The 20,418-nt window shown below is 74.1% G+C and carries 21 protein-coding genes; 16 read left to right on the forward strand and 5 right to left on the reverse strand.

The annotated features are described in order from the left end of the window. Positions 1–89 precede the first annotated feature (89 nt). From hrcA to EBM89_RS01025, 4 genes are all read left to right on the forward strand, one after another. Positions 90–1,130, forward strand: a complete 1,041-nt coding sequence (hrcA, locus tag EBM89_RS01010; protein ID WP_122147644.1) for a heat-inducible transcriptional repressor HrcA — start codon at positions 90–92, stop codon at positions 1,128–1,130. Between the two features lie 94 nt (positions 1,131–1,224). Beyond that, positions 1,225–2,361, forward strand: coding sequence for a molecular chaperone DnaJ (gene dnaJ, locus EBM89_RS01015; RefSeq protein WP_122147603.1), 1,137 nt, complete (start codon positions 1,225–1,227; stop codon positions 2,359–2,361). Between the two features lie 2 nt (positions 2,362–2,363). Then, a complete protein-coding gene (locus EBM89_RS01020; RefSeq protein WP_122147604.1) occupies positions 2,364–3,137 on the forward strand; it encodes a 16S rRNA (uracil(1498)-N(3))-methyltransferase in 774 nt (257 codons plus the stop codon). 70 nt (positions 3,138–3,207) lie between these two features. Then, positions 3,208–3,552 (forward strand): hypothetical protein, encoded by a 345-nt coding sequence (locus EBM89_RS01025; protein ID WP_147463413.1) that lies wholly within the window; start codon positions 3,208–3,210, stop codon positions 3,550–3,552. A 99-nt stretch (positions 3,553–3,651) separates the two neighbouring features. Here the strand turns inward: EBM89_RS01025 and pgi are convergent, their stop codons facing one another. Next, entirely contained in the window at positions 3,652–5,334 is a 1,683-nt protein-coding gene (pgi, locus tag EBM89_RS01030; RefSeq protein ID WP_122147606.1) for a glucose-6-phosphate isomerase, read from the reverse strand. Between the two features lie 111 nt (positions 5,335–5,445). Here pgi and EBM89_RS01035 point away from each other — a divergent pair, with 111 nt between their 5' ends. Then, the gene (locus EBM89_RS01035) at positions 5,446–6,543 is read left to right on the forward strand and encodes a PfkB family carbohydrate kinase (RefSeq protein ID WP_233571457.1); all 1,098 of its coding nucleotides are present in this window, start codon (positions 5,446–5,448) and stop codon (positions 6,541–6,543) included. Here EBM89_RS01035 and EBM89_RS01040 read toward each other — a convergent pair. The 3 genes from EBM89_RS01040 to EBM89_RS01050 form a co-directional block, all read right to left on the reverse strand. Further along, on the reverse strand, positions 6,488–7,195 hold the full coding sequence (locus EBM89_RS01040; protein WP_122147608.1) for a hypothetical protein: 708 nt from the start codon (positions 7,193–7,195) through the stop codon (positions 6,488–6,490). The genes EBM89_RS01035 and EBM89_RS01040 overlap by 56 nt on opposite strands. Next, a complete protein-coding gene (locus tag EBM89_RS01045; protein ID WP_199731925.1) occupies positions 7,185–7,373 on the reverse strand; it encodes a hypothetical protein in 189 nt (62 codons plus the stop codon). The genes EBM89_RS01040 and EBM89_RS01045 overlap by 11 nt, the downstream gene beginning before the upstream one ends. 75 nt (positions 7,374–7,448) lie before the next feature. Then, positions 7,449–8,498: an LLM class flavin-dependent oxidoreductase gene (locus tag EBM89_RS01050; RefSeq protein WP_122147610.1), complete on the reverse strand. Its 1,050-nt coding sequence runs from the start codon at positions 8,496–8,498 to the stop codon at positions 7,449–7,451. 132 nt (positions 8,499–8,630) lie between these two features. Between EBM89_RS01050 and EBM89_RS01055 the strand changes: the two genes are divergently transcribed. From EBM89_RS01055 to EBM89_RS21745, 11 genes are all read left to right on the forward strand, one after another. Next, a complete protein-coding gene (locus EBM89_RS01055) occupies positions 8,631–9,833 on the forward strand; it encodes an ROK family transcriptional regulator (RefSeq protein WP_122147611.1) in 1,203 nt (400 codons plus the stop codon). An 88-nt stretch (positions 9,834–9,921) separates the two neighbouring features. After that, positions 9,922–11,232, forward strand: a complete 1,311-nt coding sequence (locus EBM89_RS01060; protein WP_122147612.1) for an extracellular solute-binding protein — start codon at positions 9,922–9,924, stop codon at positions 11,230–11,232. Positions 11,233–11,324: 92 nt separating this feature from the next. After that, the gene (locus tag EBM89_RS01065) at positions 11,325–12,281 is read left to right on the forward strand and encodes a carbohydrate ABC transporter permease (protein ID WP_122147613.1); all 957 of its coding nucleotides are present in this window, start codon (positions 11,325–11,327) and stop codon (positions 12,279–12,281) included. Next, positions 12,278–13,207 carry a carbohydrate ABC transporter permease gene (locus tag EBM89_RS01070; RefSeq protein ID WP_122147614.1) on the forward strand — a complete coding sequence of 310 codons (930 nt, stop codon included), beginning with the start codon at positions 12,278–12,280 and terminating at the stop codon, positions 13,205–13,207. Before EBM89_RS01065 ends, EBM89_RS01070 begins: the two co-directional genes overlap by 4 nt. A gap of 1 nt (position 13,208) precedes the next feature. Continuing rightward, positions 13,209–14,204, forward strand: a complete 996-nt coding sequence (locus EBM89_RS01075; protein WP_369408610.1) for an ROK family protein — start codon at positions 13,209–13,211, stop codon at positions 14,202–14,204. Next, positions 14,204–15,001 (forward strand): glucosamine-6-phosphate deaminase, encoded by a 798-nt coding sequence (gene nagB / locus EBM89_RS01080; protein ID WP_122147615.1) that lies wholly within the window; start codon positions 14,204–14,206, stop codon positions 14,999–15,001. The genes EBM89_RS01075 and nagB overlap by 1 nt, the downstream gene beginning before the upstream one ends. Positions 15,002–15,018: 17 nt before the next feature. Further along, positions 15,019–15,369, forward strand: a complete 351-nt coding sequence (locus tag EBM89_RS01085) for a DUF2200 domain-containing protein (RefSeq protein ID WP_122147616.1) — start codon at positions 15,019–15,021, stop codon at positions 15,367–15,369. A gap of 147 nt (positions 15,370–15,516) precedes the next feature. After that, on the forward strand, positions 15,517–16,461 hold the full coding sequence (locus EBM89_RS01090; protein WP_122147617.1) for a hypothetical protein: 945 nt from the start codon (positions 15,517–15,519) through the stop codon (positions 16,459–16,461). Between the two features lie 65 nt (positions 16,462–16,526). Then, positions 16,527–16,910 carry a DUF3039 domain-containing protein gene (locus EBM89_RS01095; protein ID WP_199731926.1) on the forward strand — a complete coding sequence of 128 codons (384 nt, stop codon included), beginning with the start codon at positions 16,527–16,529 and terminating at the stop codon, positions 16,908–16,910. Next, the gene (locus EBM89_RS01100) at positions 16,907–18,712 is read left to right on the forward strand and encodes a DEAD/DEAH box helicase (RefSeq protein WP_122147618.1); all 1,806 of its coding nucleotides are present in this window, start codon (positions 16,907–16,909) and stop codon (positions 18,710–18,712) included. Before EBM89_RS01095 ends, EBM89_RS01100 begins: the two co-directional genes overlap by 4 nt. A 137-nt stretch (positions 18,713–18,849) precedes the next feature. Next, positions 18,850–19,005 carry a hypothetical protein gene (locus tag EBM89_RS21745; protein WP_199731927.1) on the forward strand — a complete coding sequence of 52 codons (156 nt, stop codon included), beginning with the start codon at positions 18,850–18,852 and terminating at the stop codon, positions 19,003–19,005. Positions 19,006–19,078: 73 nt separating this feature from the next. On the opposite strand, the gene EBM89_RS01105 is transcribed toward EBM89_RS21745, so the two are convergent. Next, positions 19,079–20,404, reverse strand: coding sequence for a nicotinate phosphoribosyltransferase (locus EBM89_RS01105; RefSeq protein WP_122147619.1), 1,326 nt, complete (start codon positions 20,402–20,404; stop codon positions 19,079–19,081). Positions 20,405–20,418: the final 14 nt, after the last annotated feature.

The following is a 20,418-nucleotide window of genomic DNA, read 5'->3' on the forward strand; positions in this document are numbered from 1 at the left end:
GCCGGGAGGCGCGTAGGATTGGCACTCGGGTCAGGGGAGTGCTACCCGCCCCGCGCACGCCGCGGCGCGGACGGGACCGGGAGGTGACGATGAGCGAGGACCGCAGGCTGGACGTGCTGCGCGCGATCGTGGAGGACTACGTCGCGACCCGGGAGCCCGTCGGGTCCCGCGCCCTCGTGGAGCGGCACTCGCTCGGGGTGTCCCCGGCGACGATCCGCAACGACATGGCGGCGCTGGAGGACGCGGGCTACATCGTGCAGCCGCACACCTCCGCGGGCCGCGTGCCCACGGACAAGGGCTACCGGCTGTTCGTGGACCGGCTGGCGACCATCAAGCCGCTGTCCTCGCCCGAGCGCCGCGCGATCGAGACGTTCATGGAGGACGCGGCCGACCTGGACGACGTCGTCGACCGGGCGGTCCGGCTGCTCGCGCAGCTCACGCACCAGGTCGCGGTCGTGCAGTACCCGTCGCTGCGGCGCACGGCCCTGCGGCACGTCGAGCTCGTCCCCGTGGGCGACCGGCACCTGCTGGTCGTCATCATCACCGACCACGGCCGGGTCGAGCAGCGCACGCTGGAGCTCGCGCAGCCGCTCGACGTCGGCACCGTGGCCCGGCTGCGCACCCGCCTGAACACCGCCGCGGCGGGCCGCCGGCTCGCCGAGCTCGGCAGCGCCCTGCACGACCTCGCGGACGACTTCGTCCCCGCCGACGGACCCCTGGTGCACGCCGTGGTCGCCGCGGTGGAGGACACGCTCGCGCAGGAGAGCGAGGAGCGCGTCGTCCTCGCGGGCACCGCGAACCTCGTGCGCGGCGGCGGTCCCGAGTTCGCCCGGCACGTCAGCCCGGTCCTGGAGGCGCTGGAGGAGCAGGTCGTCCTGCTGCGCCTGCTGACCGAGATGGCCGAGGACGAGGGCACGGTGTCCGTCCGCATCGGCCGCGAGACCCAGCACGAGGGCCTCGTGGAGACCAGCTTCGTGACCACGGGCTACGGCGGCGCGGACGGGGGTGCCGCCCCCGGCGGTGCCGTCGCCCGCATCGGCTCCGTCGGCCCGCTGCGCATGGACTACCCCGGGACGATCGCGACCGTGCGCGCCGTCGCGCGGTACCTGTCCCGGATCCTCGCCCAGTGACCGCACGCCGGGCACTCATCCGGGCCCGCGCACGTTCTCCCCACAGCCCCGACCCGCGCAGGCGCGCGCGACCGACCCGCACAGGAAGTGACGAGTGAGCGACTACTACGAGGTCCTCGGCGTCGACCGCGACGCCACGCCCGAGCAGATCAAGAAGGCGTACCGCCGCCTCGCCCGGGAGCTGCACCCGGACGTCGCGGGTGCGGACGCCGGCTCGGAGGACCGGTTCAAGGACGTCTCGCGCGCGTACGACGTGCTCTCCAACCCCGAGAAGCGCCGCATGTACGACATGGGCGCGGACCCGTCGTCGCCCGGTGGCGGCATGGGCGGCGGGGCTGGGGGCTTCGGGTTCCAGGACATCTTCGAGACGTTCTTCGGCGCGGCCGCGGGCGGCACCGCCCAGCGCGGCCCGATCCCGCGCGCCCGGCGCGGGCAGGACGCCCTGGTCCGCCTCGACATCGACCTCGCCGAGGCGACGTTCGGCACGCACCGCGAGGTCCCGGTCGAGACGGCCGTGGTCTGCCCGACCTGCGACGGCTCCTGCTGCCGCCCGGGCACCTCGCCGCGCACCTGCGACGTGTGCGGCGGCCGCGGCACCGTGCAGCGGGTCGCGCGATCCTTCCTCGGCCAGGTCATGACCTCGCAGCCGTGCGCCGCGTGCCACGGCTTCGGCACCGTCATCCCCGAGCCCTGCACCGAGTGCGCGGGCGAGGGCCGGGTCCGCTCGCGCCGCACGCTCGAGGTCGACGTGCCCGCCGGCGTCGACACGGGCACCCGGATCAAGCTCACCGCGCAGGGCGAGGTCGGCCCCGCCGGCGGTCCCGCGGGCGACATCTACCTCGAGGTGCGCGAGCGCCGCCACGAGACGTTCGTCCGCGAGGGCGACGACCTGCACTGCACCCTCCAGGTGCCCATGACGGCCGCCGCGCTCGGCACCGTCCTCACCCTGGACACCCTGGACGGACCGCAGGAGGTCGACCTGCGCCCGGGCACGCAGCCCGCGCAGGTCGTGACGCTGAAGAACCTCGGCGTCGGCCACCTGCACGCCGGGGGTCGCGGCGACCTGCACGTGCACGTCGACGTCCAGGTGCCCACCGGCCTCGACGACGCCCAGTCAGAGCTGCTGCGCCAGCTCGCGACCCTGCGCGAGGAGGAGCGGCCCGAGGCGCGGCTGTCCGCCCAGAACGGCGGCGTGTTCGCGAAGCTCCGCGACAAGCTCGCCGGGCGCTGAGGGTGACGGCCCCGGTCTTCCTGGCGGAGCCGGGCGCGCTGGACGCGCTCGCCGCCGGTGACGCCTACCTGCTCGACGGCACCGAGGGACGGCACGCGGGCGTCGTGCAGCGCAAGTCCGTCGGCGAGCGCGTCGACGTGGTCGACTGCGCCGGGGTGCGCGTGGTCGGCGAGGTCGAGTCCGTCGGCGCCGAGGGCGTGCACCTGCGCGTCCGGGAGGTCGTGCGCGAGCCCGCCCCGGCGCCCGCGCTGGTGCTGGTGCAGGCGCTCGCCAAGGGCGACCGGGACGAGATGGCGATCGAGGCCGCGACCGAGGTCGGCGCCGACGGCGTCGTGCCGTGGCAGGCCGAGCGGTCCATCGTCGTGTGGCGCGGGGACCGGGCGGCGAAGAGCCGCGCCCGCTGGCTCGGCACCGTCCGGACCGCCGCGAAGCAGGCCCGCCGGGCGCACGTCCCCGAGGTGGCGCTCGCGCTCGACTCGGGTGCCCTCGCCCGGCGCACCCGCGAGGTCGTGGCCGCCGGGGGAGCGGTGCTCGTCCTGCACGAGGAGGCGACGACGCCCATCGCGGCCGCCGCCGTGCCCGCCGCCGGGACGACCGCCGAGGTGCTCGTGGTCGTCGGCCCCGAGGGCGGGATCTCCGCCCGCGAGCTGGACGCGCTGGTCGACGCCGGTGCGCAGCCGGTGCTGCTGGGCCCGCACGTGCTCCGCACCTCCACCGCCGGGCCCGTGGCGCTGGCCCTGCTGGCGCAGTCGCTCGGCCGCTGGTCCGGGGCTTGACCCCGCCCCGCCGGGGGCGGGAGGCTGAGGGACCGTCGTGCGACGAGGCACCGTCTGGGGGGACGTGGACATGAGGCGCACCGGGTTCGTGGCGTTGCTGCTCGCCGTGCTCGCCGCCCAGGTCTGGGTGACGCTGCGGGCGCAGGTGGTGCTGGCCGTCGAGGCCGCCGTCGTGCTGCTCGCCCTCGCCGGGTGGGGGCTGATGGCGTACGCCCGCGGGCGCCGGCGTGCGCAGACCGCCGCCGACCGCGGCCGCGCTGGTGTGCGCGGCACCGCCGCCCCGCAGGGCACCCCGGTCGCGATGCCGCTGCTGCCGTCCGTCACGTACGGCACGGGGTCCGAGCCCGTCGCGACCGTGGTGGACGATCGCGACGCCGACGGCGACCCGCGGACCCGGCCGCTCACGGGCGTCTGACCGGCGCGGGCCCGCGCGCGGGCTGAGACGCACCGCGGGCCCGCCCCGACCGAGGTCGGCGACGGGCCCGCGGGTGCGACGTGCGCGGTGGGCGCGACGTCAGACGGTGCGCAGCTCCAGGTACTTCGCGATGAGCGCCTGCGTCGACGGGTCCTGGCCCGCCAGCGCGGCGGCGTCGCCCTCGACCGCCGGGGCGATCTCGAGCGCGAGCTTCTTGCCGAGCTCCACGCCCCACTGGTCGAACGAGTCGATGCCCCAGACCACGCCCTGCACGAACGTGATGTGCTCGTACAGCGCGATGAGCTGGCCGAGCACGGACGGGGTGAGCGACGGCGCGAGGATCGACGTCGTCGGGCGGTTCCCGGAGAACACCCGCGCGGGGACGATCTCCTCGGCGGTGCCCTCGGCGCGGACCTCGTCGGCGGTCTTGCCGAACGCCAGCGCCTTGGTCTGCGCGAAGAAGTTCGCCAGGAACAGCGCGTGCACGTCGGTGCCGCCGTCCTTGAGCGGGTGCGCGGGGTTCGCGACGGCGATGAAGTCCGCCGGGATCAGCCGGGTGCCCTGGTGGATCAGCTGGTAGAACGCGTGCTGGCCGTTGGTGCCGGGCTCGCCCCAGAACACCTCGCCGGTCTGCGTGGTGACGGGGGTGCCGTCCCAGCGGACCGACTTGCCGTTGGACTCCATGGTCAGCTGCTGCAGGTACGCCGGGAACCGGTGCAGGTACTGGGCGTACGGCAGGACGGCGTGGGTGTGCGCGTCGAGGAAGTTCACGTACCAGACGTTGAGCAGGCCCATGAGGACGGGCACGTTCTGCTCGAACGGCGTGGTGCGGACGTGCTCGTCGACGACGTGGAAGCCCTCGAGGAACTCCCCGAACGCGTCCGGGCCGATCGCGATGGCCAGCGACGTGCCGATGGCGGAGTCGACGGAGTACCGGCCGCCGACCCAGTCCCAGAACCCGAACGCGTTCTCCGGGTCGATGCCGAACGCGGCGACCTTGTCCAGCGCGGTCGACACGGCGACGAAGTGCTTCGCGACGGCGGCGGTGCGTGCCTCGTCGGTGTCCTCGATGGCACGGGAGACGACCAGGCCCTGCCAGAGCCAGTCGCGGGCGAGCCGCGCGTTGGTCAGCGTCTCCAGCGTGCCGAACGTCTTGGACGCGACGATGAACAGCGTCGTCGTCGGGTCGAGGTCCTTGACCTTCTCGGCCAGGTCGGTCGGGTCGATGTTCGACACGAACCGCACCTCGAGGCCGTCCTGCACGTACGGCTTCAGGGCCTCGTACGCCATGACGGGGCCGAGGTCCGAGCCGCCGATGCCGATGTTGACGACCGTCTCGACGCGCTCGCCGGTGACACCGGTCCACTCGCCGGAGCGGACCTTCTCCGCGAAGGCGGCGACCTTGGCGAGCACCTCCTGCACGTCGGCGTCGACGTCCTGGCCGTCCACGACCAGCGGCGGCTCGGCGTCGGCCGGGCGGCGCAGCGCGGTGTGCAGCACGGCGCGGTCCTCGGTGACGTTGATGTGCTCGCCCGCGAACATCGCGGCCGTGCGGGTCTTGAGGTCCACCTGCTCGGCCAGCGCGACCAGCAGGGCCAGGGTCTCGTCGGTGACGAGGTTCTTCGACAGGTCGACGGTCAGGTCGCCCAGCTGCCGGGTCAGGCGGGTCGCGCGCTCGGCGTCCGCGGCGAACCAGGCCCGCAGGTCCGGGGTCAGCGCGTCGCGGTGCGCGGTCAGGGCGGTCCAGGCGCCGGTGGTGGTGGCGTCCACGGGAGTGCTCACAGTCGTCCCTCTCGAGATCTCAGGTCTACAGAGGACACCGTATCGAGTCCGCCACCGGGGGCGGACGGGACGTCGGCCCTGGCGCCCCCGCGTCGCGGGCAGGATGGGGGCGTGGACTCTCCGGTGCTGGTGTGCTGCGGCCTCGTCACGCTCGACGTCGTCCAGGTGGTCGACGCGGTCCCGGGCCCGAACCAGAAGGTCGTGGCGGACGGTCTGGACGTGCGGTTCGGTGGGCCCGCCGCGAACGCCGCCGCCACGGCGGTCGCCCTCGGGGTGCGGACCCGGCTGGTCACGGCCATCGGCTCGGGCCCGGTGGCGGACCTGGTGCGGGGCGGGCTGCGCGACGCGGGCGTCGAGGTCGTGGACCTCGCGGCGGGGACGGCGGCGACCCCGCCCGTGTCGACGGTCCTGGTGACGCGCGGCACCGGGGAGCGCGCCGTGGTCTCGGTGAACGGCGCGGGCACCCCGGACCTGACGGTCGCGGTGGGTGCGGCGCTCGCGGGCGGGGTCCCGCACGCCGCCGGTGCCCGTCCGGGTGATGCCGCCGTCCGCCCCTCCGACCCGGTGCCGGGAGGGCCCGGTGTGCTGGCCGGGGCGACCGCCGTGCTGGTCGACGGCCACCACCTCGGGGCGGCGGTCCCGCTGGCGGCGGCGGCCCATGCGGCCGGGGTCCCGGTGGCGCTGGACGGCGGCTCGTGGAAGCCCGGTCTCGGCGACCTGCTGGCGCACGTGGACCACGCGGTCGTGTCGGCCGACTTCCGGCTGCCCGACGTGCCCGGACCGGCCCACGACGTGAAAGCCGCCGCGACGGCGCCTGAGGCGGGCCGCCCCGCAGGACCCGACCCGGACGCCCTGCTCGCTGCCGTGCTCGCCCGCTGGCCGGTGCGCTCGGCCGCCCGGTCCGCGGGCGGCGGCCCGCTGCGCTACGTCGAGCGCGGCGGCGAGGTGCGGGAGGTGCCGGTCGAGGAGGTCCCCGCGGCGGAGGTGGTGGACACCCTCGGCGCGGGCGACGTCCTGCACGGCGCCCTGGCGGCGTCCCTGGCGCGCGGTGCCGGCGTCGCGGAGGCCCTAGCCGAGGGTGTCCGGGTGGCGACCCGCTCGGTGCGGTACCCAGGCGCGCTCGGTTGGGCCGAGGAGCGTGGTGGCGACCGCCTCACCAGGACCGATACGGCTGAAGGTGCGGCTCGTACGCGAACGTCGGGGGTGTGAGCGTCCATCCGTGCGCTTCGAGCACGGCAGCAGCCTCGTCCTGGAGATCGCGTACCGAGGTCCGGAACTGTCGTCGGCGCCACCGCTCTCGTCCGGCTGTCAGCGCGGACTGCCACCCGGGTGCGGCATCCACGCCGCAGTCCCGGATCAGCATCTCGACGAAGTCCTCCAGGCACGGGCGGAAGCGCTCGCCACCCACAGGTAGGTGCACCTTCGACAGGTCGTGCGGGCTCGGCACACGACGTGCGTCGGAGGAGTTCGCGATCGACAGAAGGTGCGTGAACGCTCCACGTTCCGCGTGGAACTGCCAGTGGCAGACCGGGTCCTCCCGCATGTCGCTCCGGTACTCGAGCCTGAGTAGTGGTGTCCGATCGAGGGTCGAGAACACGCCGAAGTCCGTGCGGGTCGTCTTCAGATGGGCGCCGGAGTGATCGAGGGTCTGGTAGAGCGCAACCGCGAGATCGGCAAGATGCTGGCCGTTCACGGTCAGCGGGATCCGACGTTCAGCAGGCGTCTCGCCTGCCGGTCGGATGGCGTACCGATCGCCGTACCGGATCGAGACGATCTGCGTGTCCGTGCCGAGCGAGTCCTTCAGCACGCTTCCGATCTCGCCGGCGAATGCCTTGGAGCGGACCTCCAGCTCAGAAGTCATCGGCGGAGTCGTCGAGCAGGAAGCTGATCTCCTCCAGGTCGGCGATCGCCTCCCACTCCTCCGCGGACGGGCTGCCCGACTCTGCCCGCTCGCGGAGGGCCTCGATCGAGGTGCCGAGCGACTGCAGGATGCGGTTCCGGCGCGCGACCAGTTCGTCACGCGTCACCACGATGGTCATCGGTGTCATCGGCTCCTCCTCGCCGTCCTGCACCAGATCTTGCCTCATGCCTCCGACATCAGCCGCACCCTGGAGTCACCTACCCAGCGCCGCGCGGACGAGCGGGGCGACCTCCGTGCCGAGGAGCTCGATGGCGCGCAGGGACTCGCGCTGGGGGACCCCAGAGAGGTCCATCTGGAGGATCTGGCGGTCGTGGCCGAGGACGCCGTGCAGGGCGACGATGCGCTCGGCGACCTCCTCCGGGCCGCCGACGAGGAACGCGCCGCCCTTCGCCGAGCCGGACTCGAAGGCGATCCGGTTCGGGATGGCGAACCCGCGCTCGGCGGCGATGCGGCGCATCGAGTCCAGCCAGTAGGGGAAGAAGAAGTCCCGGGCCGCGCGCCCGTCGTCGGCGACGAATCCCATCCCCGCGACCTCGACCCGGCGGGTGGCGGGGTCGTGCCCGGCCTCCTCGTGCGCGCGCCGGTACAGCCGCACGAGCCCGGCGAAGTCCGCGGGCCGCCCGCCGATGATCGCGTACGACACCGGCAGGCCGAGCCGTCCGGCGCGCTCGGACGAGGCCGGGTTGCCGCCGGTGGCAAGGGCGATCCGCAGGTGCTCGCCGAGCCCGGGCTTGTCCAGCGGCCGGGGCAGCACCTCCGCGGCGTGCAGGGCGGGGCGGAACCGGCCCGACCAGGTGACGGGGTTGCCGCGGTCGATCCGCAGCAGCAGCCGGATCTTCTCGTCGAACAGGTCGTCGTAGTCGTCCAGCGAGGCACCGAACAGCGGGTAGGACTCGATGAACGAGCCGCGCCCGGCCAGCAGCTCGACGCGGCCGCCGGACAGCAGGTCCATCGTGGCGAACTGCTGGTACACGCGGACGGGGTCCTCGGTGGACAGCACGGTGACGGCGCTGCCGACGCCGATCCGCGACGTCTGGGCGAGCGCGGCGGCGATGACGGTCGCGGGGGAGGAGATCGCGTAGTCGGGGCGGTGGTGCTCGCCGATGCCGACGTGGTCGAGGCCGACCTCCTCGGCCAGGCGCACGCGCTCCAGCACGTCGCGCAGCCGCTGCGCGGGGGAGGTCACCGCGCCGGTGACGGGGTCGGGGTGGACGTCCCCGAACGTGTACAGGCCGAGCTCCATGCCGGTCCCAGCGACCGGACCGGGCGGCGCATTCCCGGCGTCGATGTCGGGCTCGTGAACCCCCGGTCACGATGTGGTCACGGTCACACGAACTCCTTGACGGCCATTAGTAAGGAAGGTCTACTAACAAACATGTCAGCCACCGAGACGACGCGGTCGTCCCGCCCCGGGGCCCCGGCCCTGCGGGGAGTGGGACGCGCGCTGCGCCCGACCGCGAAGGTGCTCCCCGAGCACGCGCGGGCGCACAACCGCGCGCTCGTGCTGCAGCACCTGTTCCACCAGGGCCCGTCGTCCCGCGCCGACCTCGCGCGGGCCACCGGGCTCACCCGGGTCACCGTCTCCGACCTGGTGTCCGTGCTCATCGCCGAGGGCCTCGTCGCCGAGCTGGGCGTCCGCCCCGAGGGCCGGGTCGGCAAGCCCGCGACCCTCGTCGGGATGCGCACCGAGGACCTGCAGGTCGTCGCCGTCGACCTCGCCGACGACGCCAGCCTGCGCGGCGCCGTCATGACGCTCACCGGCGTCGTCGTCGCCCGACGCACCGCCGCCCTCGACGGCCGCACCGGGGACGACGCCGTCGCCGTCCTCGAGGACCTCTGCCGCGACCTGCTCGCCGCCGCCGACCGCCCCGTCGTCGGCGTCGGCATCGGCTCGCCCGGCGTCATCGACTCCACCGGGTTCGTCGTCGAGGCCCCCAACCGCGGCTGGTACGACCTGCCGCTCGCCGAGCACCTCACCACCCGGCTCGGCCTGCCCGTGCACGTCGCCAACGACGCCAACACCCACGCGCTGGGGGAGTACACCTACGGCGGCGCCCCCGGCGACGGCCTCATGGTCGTCACCGTCGGCCAGGGCGTCGGCGCCGGGATCGTGCTCGACGGCTCCCTCGTGCGCGGCCGCGCCGACGCCGCCGGGGAGATCGGCCACGTCACCGTCGTGGACGACCGCGACGTCCGCGCCGGGGACCCCCAGCCCCGGCCCTGCGCCTGCGGGCGCGCCGGGTGCCTGGAGACGCTGCTCTCCCTGCCCGCGCTGCGCCGCGCCACCGCGGGCACCACCCCCGAGGAGTCCGACGCCGTGCTCGCGTCGGTCGGACGGAAGCTGGGCCTCGCCCTCGCTCCCGTCGTCAGTGCGCTCAACCTCGCCGAAGTCCGGCTCTCCGGACCCGCCGAGCTGCTGGACGGAGCCCTCAGAGCCGAGGCGCTCGCCACCGTCCGGGCCCGGACGATGCCCCTGCTGGGGCAGGACCTCGCGCTGGGCATGAGCTCGTTGGACGAGGACGGTGCGCTCTCCGGCGCCGCCGCCCTCGTGCTGTCCGGTCAGCTCGGGGTCACGTGACGACCCCGAGCCGACCGCCTGCAGTGCCGGTACCCCCACCCCAGGCGGGTCTTGCAGGACCCGTCTTCTCCCAGGGAGGAACACCCACGTGAAGATCGTACGGATCGCGGCCGCCGGTGCGGCCGTCGCGCTCGCCCTCACCGCGTGCTCGTCAGGTGACGACGGCGGCTCGTCCGGGTCGGACGGCACCGCCGAGGCCGCCGACATCACCCTCTGGCTCGCCGGGGCGGACACGCCCGACGAGCTGCGGGACTACCTCAAGACGACCTTCGAGGAGGAGAACCCCGGCTCGACGCTCACCATCGAGGAGCAGGACTGGAACGACCTCGTCACCAAGCTCACGACGGCCCTGCCGGACGAGAACAACACCCCCGACGTGGTCGAGATCGGCAACACCCAGTCGCCGACGTTCACCACCATCGGCGCGTTCCGCGACCTGACCCCGCTGTACGACGAGCTCGGCGGCGACGACCTGCTGCCGTCCTTCGTCGAGGTCGGCCAGGCCGACGGCAAGAACTACGCGCTGCCGTACTACTTCGGCTCGCGCTACATGTTCTACCGCCCGGACGTCTGGTCCGCCGCGGGCGTCGAGAAGCCGACGACCCTCGCCGAGTTCGGCGACGCCGTGACCGCGCTGAACAACGGCACGCAGTCCGGGTTCGCCATCGGCGGCCAGGACTGGCGCAACGGCATCTCCTGGGTGTTCGCGAACGGCGGCGAGCTCGCCACCGAGGACGGCGGCGAGTGGACCTCCACGCTCTCCGACCCGAACACCATCACCGGGCTCGAGCAGTGGCAGGCCGTCTACGAGGGCGCGTCCAACGTCCCCGCCACCGAGCGCGACGTCGCCTACTGGGACTTCCTCAACGACGGCACGGACGGCGCCGCCCCGGCTGCCGCGACGATCATGGCCCCGGGCTGGGCCCGCTGGTCCATCGGCGACCTCACCACGAACGACGACGGCGAGGAGGTGCGCGACGGCATGGCGGACACCAGCAAGTTCGGCATCTTCGCACTGCCCGGCACCGACGGCGGACTCGCCCCGGTGTTCGCCGGCGGCTCCAACATCGCCATCTCGGCGAAGTCCCAGCACCCGGAGCTCTCCGAGAACCTGCTGCGGATCATCTTCTCCGAGGAGTACCAGACGATGCTCGGCGAGAACGGGCTCGGCCCGGCCAACGCCCAGTACGTCGACTCGCTCGGCGACGACGAGTTCGCCACCACGATGATCGAGACCGCCGCGGCGTCCAAGCTCACCCCGGCCGCGCCGGGCTGGGCCGCCGTCGAGGCCGCCTTCGTCTACGAGGAGCTGTTCCAGGCGATCGCCGAGGGCGGTGACGTGACCGCGCTGGCCGCCGAGTACGACGAGCGCATCACGCCGATGCTCAACGGCAGCTGACGCACCCCGCACCGCGCCGGCCGCGGGGCCACCCGCCCCGCGGCCGGCGACGTCGCACCACCCGCACCCCCGGAGAGCCCGGAGACCCCCGCATGCCCAGCACCGAGGCGCCCACCGCGCCGCCCGCCGCGCCCCCCGCGCGGCCCACCCCGCGCCGACGTCGCCGCGGCCCCGGCGCCGCCCCGTACGTCCTGATCGTCCCCGCGCTCGCCGTCCTGCTCGCGGGCCTCGGCTACCCGCTGTTCTGGCAGGCCGTGACCTCGCTGCAGGAGTTCGGCCTCGCGCAGCAGTTCGGTCAGCCCCCGACCTTCGTCGGCCTCGACAACTACGCCCGGATCTTCTCCGACGAGCGGCTGTGGGCCGTCGTCGTCCGGTCGATCCTGTTCTGCCTCGTCAACGCGTTCGCCACCGTCGGCATCGGCGTGCTGCTCGCGCTGCTCATGAAGGCCGTGCACCCCGCGATCCGGATCGTGCTGCAGATCGGCCTGCTGCTCGCCTGGGCCATGCCGATGGTCGCGGCCGTCACCGTCTGGAAGTGGCTGTTCGACTGGCGCACCGGCGTCATCAACTGGGTGCTCGTCCAGATGGGCTTCGACCGGTACGAGGGGCACACCTGGCTCGCGCAGCCGCTGTCGTTCTTCTTCGTCGCCACCGTGATCATCGTGTGGATGTCGGTGCCGTTCGTCGCGCTGTCCGTCTACGCCGCCCTCACCCAGGTGTCCGACGAGGTCCTCGAGGCCGCCCGCATCGACGGCGCCGGGCCCACCCGGATCTTCTGGCACATCACGCTGCCGCTCGTGCGGCCCGTGCTGTCCATCGTGCTGCTGCTGCAGATCATCTGGGACCTGCGGGTGTTCGCCCAGATCCGGCTGCTCCAGGACGCCGGGGCACCCGTGTCCGAGACGAACCTGCTCGGCAACTTCATCTTCGAGCTCGGCATCGGGCGCCAGGACTTCGCCGGGGCCGCGGCCGTGTCGATCTTCGTGCTCGCCCTCACCGTGCTCATCAGCTGGCCCTACGTCCGCAACCTGCTCAAGGAGGACGCATGAGCGCCACCGTCGCCGCGCCCGCCACCCCCGCCCCGCCGTCGGCCGGTGCGCGGGGGACCGACGCCCGCGCGCCACTCACCGGGGCGCGCGTCGCCCGCCGGGTGCGCGGCGTGCTGCTCGGCCTGCTCGCCGTCGTCATCGCCCTGCTCTGGGCGTTCCCCGTCTACTGGATGGTGCTGTCGTCGCTGCTGCCCAACGCGCGGCTGCGGTCCACCACCCCGACGTTCTTCCCGACCGGCGCCACCCTCGGCAACTACCGGTCCGTGCTGTCCGGCGACTCCTTCACCTCCGCGCTCGGCATGAGCCTGGCGATCACGGGGCTCACCGTCGTCGCCGTGCTGGTGTTCGCGTTCTTCGCGGCCCTCGCGATCAGCCGGTTCCGGTTCCGCGGGCGGCTGACCTTCGTCGTCGCGGTGCTGTTCGTGCAGATGCTGCCCGCCGAGGGGCTGTTCATCGCCCAGTACCGGATGCTGTCGTCGGCGAACCTGCTGAACAGCGTCGTCGGCGTCTCGATCCTCTACACCGCCGCCGTCGTCCCGTTCACGATCTGGATGCTGCGGGGCTTCGTCGCCGGGGTGCCGATCGAGCTCGAGGAGGCCGCCATGGTCGACGGGCTCAGCCGCACCAAGGCGTTCCTGCGGATCACGTTCCCGCTGCTCGCTCCCGGGCTCGTCGCCTCCGGGGTGTACGCGTTCCTGCAGGCGTGGAACGAGTTCACCGTCGCGCTCGTCGCGCTGCCCGCCGAGTCCGCGCGCACCCTGCCGCTGTGGTTGCGCTCGTTCCTCGCGTCGTCCGCCAGCCGCGGCGTCGACTGGGGCGAGGTCATGGCCGCGTCCACCCTGATCGCCGTGCCCGTCATCGTGTTCTTCCTGCTCGTGCAGGGCCGGATGACGTCCGGGCTGGTGTCCGGAGCGGTGAAGGGCTGACGTGGACGAGCTGATCACGGTCGCGCCCGTCGCGGCACCGGTGGCGCGTGCCGGGCGGCACGCCGCCGGGGGGGCGGGCGGCTGGTCCGTCGGGCTCGACGTCGGCGGCACCAAGACCCTCGGCGTCCTCGTCGCCCCCGACGGCACCGCCGGCCCGGGGCTGCGGCTGCCCACCACCCGCGGCGCGGACGCCGTCGCCGCCACGGCCGCCGCCGCCGTCCACCGGCTGCTCGCCGACGCCGGGCTCGCCACCACCGACCTCGTCGGCGTCGGCCTCGGCCTGCCGGGCATCGTCGACACCACAGCCGGCCGCGTCGAGCACGCCGTCAACCTCGGCATCGACGCGGGCGTCCCGCTGGCCGACCTCGTCTCCGGCGCGGTCGGCGGCGTGCCCGTCGCGCTGGAGAACGACCTCAACGCCGCCGCGCTCGGCGCCGCGCACCTGCTGCCCGAGCCCGAGCCCGACCTCGCGTTCCTCGCGCTCGGCACCGGGCTCGCCGCCGGGCTCGTGCTCGACGGACGCCTCCGCCGAGGGGCGTCCGGCGCCGCGGGGGAGATCGGGCACCTCGTGCACGTCATCGACGGGCTGCCCTGCCCCTGCGGGCAGCGCGGGTGCCTCGAGCAGTACGCGTCCGGCGGGGCGCTGACCGCCGCGTGGCCCGGCCCGGGGGACCGCCCCGGACCGGTGGCCCTGTTCCAGGCCGCCGCGGCAGGGGATGCTGGTGCTGTCGCCGTGCGCGACCGGTTCGCCGACGCCGTCGCGGCCGCCGTGCGGGTGCTCGTCCTGACCACCGACGTCGCTCACGTCGTCGTCGGCGGCGGGGTCAGCGAGCTCGGCACGCCGCTGCTCGACGTCGTGCGCGCCGCGCTGGACCGTGCGGCCCGGGACTCCGCGTTCCTGGCCGCGATGCACATGGCGGAGCGGGTGACCCTCGCCCCGCCCGGAGTGCCGGTGGGTGCCGTGGGCGCCGCGCTGGCCGGACGGAAGGAGACCTGATGGAGGTCGTCATCGCCCCCGGACCCGAGCTCGCGCGGCTCGCCGCCGACGCCGTCGAGGGCGTCGTGCGCGCCCACGCCGCGGCGGGGGACCGGCCCGCCGTGCTCGGCATCGCGACCGGGTCCAGCCCGCTCGCCGTGTACGACGAGCTCGCGCGGCGGCACACCGAGGAGGGGCTGTCCTTCGCGGGCGTCCGCGCCTTCATGCTCGACGAGTACGTCGGCCTGCCCGCCGAGCACCCCGAGCGGTACCGCAACGTCATCGAGACGGAGTTCGCGTCCCGCGTCGACATCGACCCCGCCGACGTGCACGGCCCCGACGGCCTCGCGACCGACATCCCCGGCGCGTGCGCGGCCTACGAGGCGGCCATCGCCGAGACCGACGGCGTCGACGTGCAGATCCTCGGCGTCGGCACCGACGGGCACATCGCGTTCAACGAGCCCGGGTCGTCCCTCGCGTCGCGTACCCGCATCAAGACGCTCACCCGGCAGACCCGCGAGGACAACGCCCGGTTCTTCGACGGCGACGTCGCCCAGGTCCCCACGCACTGCCTCACCCAGGGGCTCGCGACCATCATGTCCGCCCGGCACGTCGTGCTGCTCGCGCAGGGCAAGCACAAGGCCGAGGCCGTGCACCAGCTCGTCGAGGGCCCCGTCAGCGCCATGTGGCCCGGCACCGTGCTGCAGCACCACCCGCACGTGACGATCCTCGTGGACGAGGCCGCCGGGGGCCGCCTGCAGCTCGGCACCTACTACCGTGAGACCTTCGCCGCCAAGCCGTCCTGGCAGGGCATCTGACGCACCGGGAGCACAGCGTGGCCGAGCACCGCATCTACGGCACGAGCTTCGCGAGCATCTACCCGCTCTACGTGACGAAGGTCGAGCGCAAGGGGCGTGAGCGCGCGCAGGTCGACGAGGTCATCACGTGGCTCACGGGCTACGACGCCGACGGCCTGGCGGCGGCGGTCGCCGACGAGCGCGACCTGCGCGCGTTCTTCGCGCAGGCCCCCGCGATGAACCCGGCGGCGGACCTCATCACCGGCGTCATCTGCGGCATCCGCGTCGAGCAGATCGAGGACACCCTCATGCAGCAGATCCGCTGGATGGACAAGCTGGTCGACGAGGTGGCGAGAGGCAAGCGCATGCAGTCCATCCTCCGCGCGTAGCCCGTGCCCGCGAGGTCGAGGGTTTGCCCGGAAATCGGGCCTGGGAACCCTCGATCTCGCCGCAAACCCTCGACCTCGGCCTCACGCTGTCCACAGGGGGAGGGGTGAGCTGGGAGTGCGGGCGCGGGAGCGGGCAAGGTGGGGGGCGTGACCGTTTCCGAGGTGCTGCCCGAGGTCCTGCTCGCGCGCCACGGCGACCCCGCACGGCTCGCGAGCCTGCACGCCCGTGGCCAGGTCGAGCGCGTGCGGTGGGGTGCCTACGCACCGACAGCGCCGTCCCAGGGACCTGCTCGCGACCTGCGGCGGCGCGTCATCGCCCGGACGCTCGCCGTGCACGCGCAGCTGCAGGTGCCGCACTGGTTCAGCCACGAGACGGCCGCGGTGCTCTGGGGCTGCGCGACGTACCGGCTCGCGGACGCCGTTCACCTGGTCCAGGAGACCCGACCCTCCCGGCGTGGGCGCGACCCGGTGGTGCGGCACCACGGCGAGGTCGCGCCGCTCGAGCGCGCCTGGCAGCACGAGGTGCCGGTGACGAGCCTGGAGCGGACCGTCGCCGACTGCGCGGCCGCCCTGACCCGGGACCGCGCGCTGGTCATCGCGGACTCCGCGCTGCGTCGCGGCGCGGACGGCGACGCGATCACGGCGCTGATCGCCTCGCGAGCGGGCCGCCGGGGGTCCGCGCGGGCCCGATCGGTGCTGGCGCTGGCCGACGCCCGGGCCGACTCGCCGGGCGAGACGCTCGTCCGGCTCGCGCTGCACGAGCACGGGCTGCCGTCCCCGGAGCCGCAGGTGGAGGTCGCGACCCGACGCGGCCGGTTCCGGGTCGACCTCGGCTGGCGCGACGCCCGGGTCGCGGTGGAGTTCGACGGGTTCGTGAAGTACTCGGGGGAGCTCGGCAGCACCGCGGCGGAGGCCGTGTTTGCGGAGAAGCAGCGCCAGGACGCGCTGGAGGAGGCCGGCTGGCGGATCCTCCGCACCACCTGGGACGACCTGCGCTCACCCGTGACGCTCGCCACCCGAGCGGCCGCTGCCCTGCGTCGCACCAGTGAGGTCGAGGGTTTGCCGAGAGTTCGAGGGGTTCAGGCCGCGTGATCCGAGCAAACCCTCGACCTCGTGCACGGAAGGGCACGTCGGTGGGGGCGCGTATCGTGGGCGGCATGAGTGAGCCTCTGCCGCCGAGCACCGAGCCCGACCGGCTCTCCGACCCCGGGACCGCCGGGTCGACCGGGCTCCTCGAGCGGCCGGAGGAGCAGCTCGGCGAGCCGGGCGACCACGAGCGCTTCGCGCACTACGTGCGCAAGGAGAAGATCATGGAGTCGGCGATGTCCGGCAAGCCCGTGGTCGCGCTCTGCGGGAAGGTCTGGGTGCCGGGCCGCGACCCGAACAAGTTCCCGGTCTGCCCGGTCTGCAAGGAGATCTTCGAGGGCCTCCGGGAGCCGCAGGACGGCGGCGACGGGGACTCCGGCAAGGGGTCCGGCGGCGGTCGCCGCTGGGGCTTCGGCCGTGGCAAGGGTTCCGGCGACTCCTCCGGCGGACAGTGAGCGCCGCGGACCGCCCGCACTCCGCACCCACCACGCACGCGTCGACGTCGGCAGCATCGCAGCTGCCGCCGGCGTTCCCGTCGCGTGCGCCGTGGGGGACGGCGGGCAAGCTGCGCGCCTGGCAGGCGCAGGCCCTGGAGCAGTACCTGACGACCGCGCCGCGGGACTTCCTCGCGGTGGCGACGCCGGGCGCGGGCAAGACGACGTTCGCGCTGCGGATCGCGACCGAGCTGCTGCAGGCGGGCATCGTCCGCCGGGTCACGGTGGTCGCCCCGACCGAGCACCTCAAGCACCAGTGGGCGGACGCCGCGGCGCGCGTCGGCATCAAGCTCGACCCGAACTTCAAGAACTCCCAGGGCCGCCACGGTCACGGGTTCGACGGCGTCGCGCTGACCTACGCCGGTGTCGCGTCGAAGCCCGCGCTGCACGCCGCGCGCACCACGGCCGCCCCGACGCTGGTCATCCTCGACGAGGTGCACCACGGCGGTGACGCCCTGAGCTGGGGCGACGCCGTGCACGAGGCGTTCGAGGGCGCGACGCGCCGCCTGTCGCTGACGGGCACGCCGTTCCGGTCCGACACCGCGCAGATCCCGTTCGTGCAGTACGAGCGCGGGGCCGACGGCATCCGCCGCAGCAAGGCGGACTACACGTACGGCTACTCCGAGGCGCTGCGCGACCACGTCGTGCGGCCCGTGCTGTTCCTCACGTACTCGGGGGCGATGCGCTGGCGCACCAAGGCGGGCGACGAGGTCAGCGCCCGCCTCGGCGAGCCGCTGACCAAGGACATGACCGCCCAGGCGTGGCGCACCGCGCTGAACCCGGACGGCGAGTGGATCCCGTCGGTGCTGGCCGCCGCGGACCGCCGCCTCACCGAGGTGCGGCGCAGCGTCCCCGACGCGGGCGCCATGGTCATCGCGACCGACCAGACGGACGCCCGCGCGTACGCCGGGCACCTCGCCCGGATCACCGGGACGTCCCCGACGGTCGTGCTGTCCGACGACGACGGGGCGAACGCCCGCATCGACGAGTTCTCCGCGGACGACTCCCGCTGGCTGGTCGCGGTGCGCATGGTCTCCGAGGGCGTCGACGTGCCCCGCCTCGCGGTCGGCGTGTACGCGACCAGCACCTCGACGCCGCTGTTCTTCGCGCAGGCCGTCGGCCGGTTCGTCCGGGCCCGCAAGCGCGGCGAGACGGCCTCGGTGTTCCTGCCGAGCGTCGCGCCGCTGCTCGGGCTCGCGAACAGCATGGAGGTCGAGCGCGACCACGCCCTCGACCGGCCGCTGACCGCCGAGGAGCAGGGCGAGGGCTACAACCCCGAGGACGCCCTGGTCGCGGAGGCCAACCGGTCCGAGAAGGGCTCCGACGCGCTCCAGGGCACGTTCGAGGCGCTGGAGGCGCAGGCGTCGTTCGACCGCGTGCTGTTCGACGGCGGCGAGTTCGGCACCGGCGGCGACGTCGGCTCGGACGAGGAGCTGGACTTCCTGGGCCTGCCCGGGCTGCTCGACCCCGACCAGGTGACGACGCTGCTGCGGCAGCGGCAGGCCAGTCAGCAGAGCGCGAAGAAGACGAAGGCGCAGGCCCTGGAGGACCTCGCCGAGATGGACCACCGCAAGCAGGCCGAGCTGCGCAAGGAGCTCGCGACGCTGGTCGGTGCGTGGTCGCGCAAGAGCGGGCAGCCGCACGGCGCGGTGCACGCCGAGCTGCGGCGCCGGTGCGGCGGACCCGAGGTGGCGCTGGCGGACCCCGCGCAGCTGGAGCAGCGCGTGGCGATGCTCCGCCGCTGGTTCGTCGGCCAGCGCTGACACCGGCCCCGTAGCACCGGGAGGTGGTTCCCGCACCTCGGCGCTCGACGTGCGGAACGGGTGAACCGGTGTCAGTGTCGTCGCTGTGAGCAGGGCATTCGTGACCCTGCTGGTTCGACGAAAAAGGGAGCCGTCAGATGCCCACGTGGCTGATCCTCATCATCCTGGGTGCCGTCCTGCTCGTGGTCGGCGTGGCGGTCGAGGCCGCCAAGATCCTCATCTGGATCGGTATCGCCGTGCTCGTGGTCAGCCTGATCCTGGGCCTGCTGCGACGCGGCAAGGCGAGCGTGTAGCGACACGCGCTCCAGACGTCGCCGACGCCCGCACCGCCTCCCGGTGGTGCGGGCGTCGTCGTGCGTGGGGGTTCTAGACGGTGCGGGTCTCGGTCGTCAGGGCGGCCTCGTCGGCGGACAGCCGGCGCGCGCCGCGGGGGAGCTCGTCCCGGGAGGCGGCATGACGGACCGTCGCGGCAGCGACGCCCTCCGCACCCGTCCACCCCGGCTGGACCACGCCGTCGACCACGAGCGGCACGACGAGCCCCCGCAGGCCCGCGCCGGGCTGCCACGCGGTGACCGCGGCGTCGTCGCCGGTGACGACGACCTCGGCGACGGCGCGCCCGGTCGCCGGGTCGAGGCGGCGCGCGGCGGTCTTGCGCCCCCCGACGGAGGTCTTCTGGGTGGACGCCTTCGCCACGGGGGCGAGGCGGCCGTCCGCGCCCTCGCGGGCGACGAGCTTGTAGACCATGCCGCAGGTCGGTGCGCCGGATCCGGTCACCAGCGACGTGCCGACGCCGTAGGAGTCGACGGGCGCGACCGCGAGGGCGGCGATGGCGTACTCGTCCAGGTCGGACGTCACGACGATCTTCGTGTCGCGGGCGCCGAGGCCGTCGAGCTGCGCGCGCACCTCCTGCGCGAGCACCCCGAGGTCCCCGGAGTCGAGCCGCACCGCGCCGAGGCCGGTCCCGGCGGCCGCGACGGCCCGCTCGACCCCGCGCTTCACGTCGTACGTGTCGACCAGCAGCGTCGTCCCGGGGCCCGCGGAGGCGACCTGCGCGGCGAACGCCGTCTCCTCGTCGTCGTGCAGCAGCGTGAACGCGTGCGCGGCGGTCCCGATCGTCGGGATGCCGTACCGGCGGCCCGCCTCCAGGTTCGACGTCCCGGCGAACCCGGCGACGGCGGCGGCGCGCGCGGCGGCCACGGCGGCCTGCTCGTGCGCGCGCCGCGCCCCCATCTCCAGCACGGGACGGCCGATCGCGGCGCTGGTCATCCGGGACGCCGCCGACGCGATGGCCGAGTCGTAGTTGAGCACCGACAGCACCAGGGTCTCCAGCAGCACGGCCTCGGCGAAGGTCCCCTCGACCGTGAGCACGGGGGAGTGCGGGAAGAAGATCTCGCCTTCGGCGTACCCCGTCATGCTGCCGGTGAACCGGTAGTCCGCGAGGAAGGCCAGCGTGCGCTGGTCGACGACATCCTCGCGCTCCAGCCAGGAGAGCTCCTCGTCGCCGAACCGGAAGTCCGCCAGGGCCTCCAGCACCCGCCCGGTCCCCGCGAGCACGCCGTACCGGCGGCCGTGCGGGAGCCGCCGCGTGAACACCTCGAAGACGCAGCGGCGGTCGGCGGTGCCGTCGGCCAGCGCGGCCCCCAGCATGGTCAGCTCGTAGCGGTCGGTCAGCAGCGCGGTGCTCGACGTCATGCGCACACCGTAAG

It is taken from the genome of Cellulomonas triticagri, assembly GCF_003696205.1.
Classification (GTDB): Bacteria; Actinomycetota; Actinomycetes; order Actinomycetales; family Cellulomonadaceae; genus Cellulomonas; species Cellulomonas triticagri.

Bases quoted from the DNA above. Each gene is read 5' to 3' on its own strand.
- hrcA (WP_122147644.1), top strand. From the start codon at position 90: ATGAGCGAGGACCGCAGGCTGGACGTGCTGCGCGCGATCGTGGAGGAC.
- EBM89_RS01025 (WP_147463413.1), top strand. From the start codon at position 3,208: ATGAGGCGCACCGGGTTCGTGGCGTTGCTGCTCGCCGTGCTCGCCGCC.
- EBM89_RS01040 (WP_122147608.1), bottom strand. From the start codon at position 7,195: ATGACTTCTGAGCTGGAGGTCCGCTCCAAGGCATTCGCCGGCGAGATC.
- EBM89_RS01045 (WP_199731925.1), bottom strand. From the start codon at position 7,373: ATGACCATCGTGGTGACGCGTGACGAACTGGTCGCGCGCCGGAACCGC.
- EBM89_RS01050 (WP_122147610.1), bottom strand. From the start codon at position 8,498: ATGGAGCTCGGCCTGTACACGTTCGGGGACGTCCACCCCGACCCCGTC.
- EBM89_RS01055 (WP_122147611.1), top strand. From the start codon at position 8,631: ATGTCAGCCACCGAGACGACGCGGTCGTCCCGCCCCGGGGCCCCGGCC.
- EBM89_RS01065 (WP_122147613.1), top strand. From the start codon at position 11,325: ATGCCCAGCACCGAGGCGCCCACCGCGCCGCCCGCCGCGCCCCCCGCG.
- EBM89_RS01070 (WP_122147614.1), top strand. From the start codon at position 12,278: ATGAGCGCCACCGTCGCCGCGCCCGCCACCCCCGCCCCGCCGTCGGCC.
- nagB (WP_122147615.1), top strand. From the start codon at position 14,204: ATGGAGGTCGTCATCGCCCCCGGACCCGAGCTCGCGCGGCTCGCCGCC.
- EBM89_RS01095 (WP_199731926.1), top strand. From the start codon at position 16,527: ATGAGTGAGCCTCTGCCGCCGAGCACCGAGCCCGACCGGCTCTCCGAC.
- EBM89_RS21745 (WP_199731927.1), top strand. From the start codon at position 18,850: ATGCCCACGTGGCTGATCCTCATCATCCTGGGTGCCGTCCTGCTCGTG.
- EBM89_RS01105 (WP_122147619.1), bottom strand. From the start codon at position 20,404: ATGACGTCGAGCACCGCGCTGCTGACCGACCGCTACGAGCTGACCATG.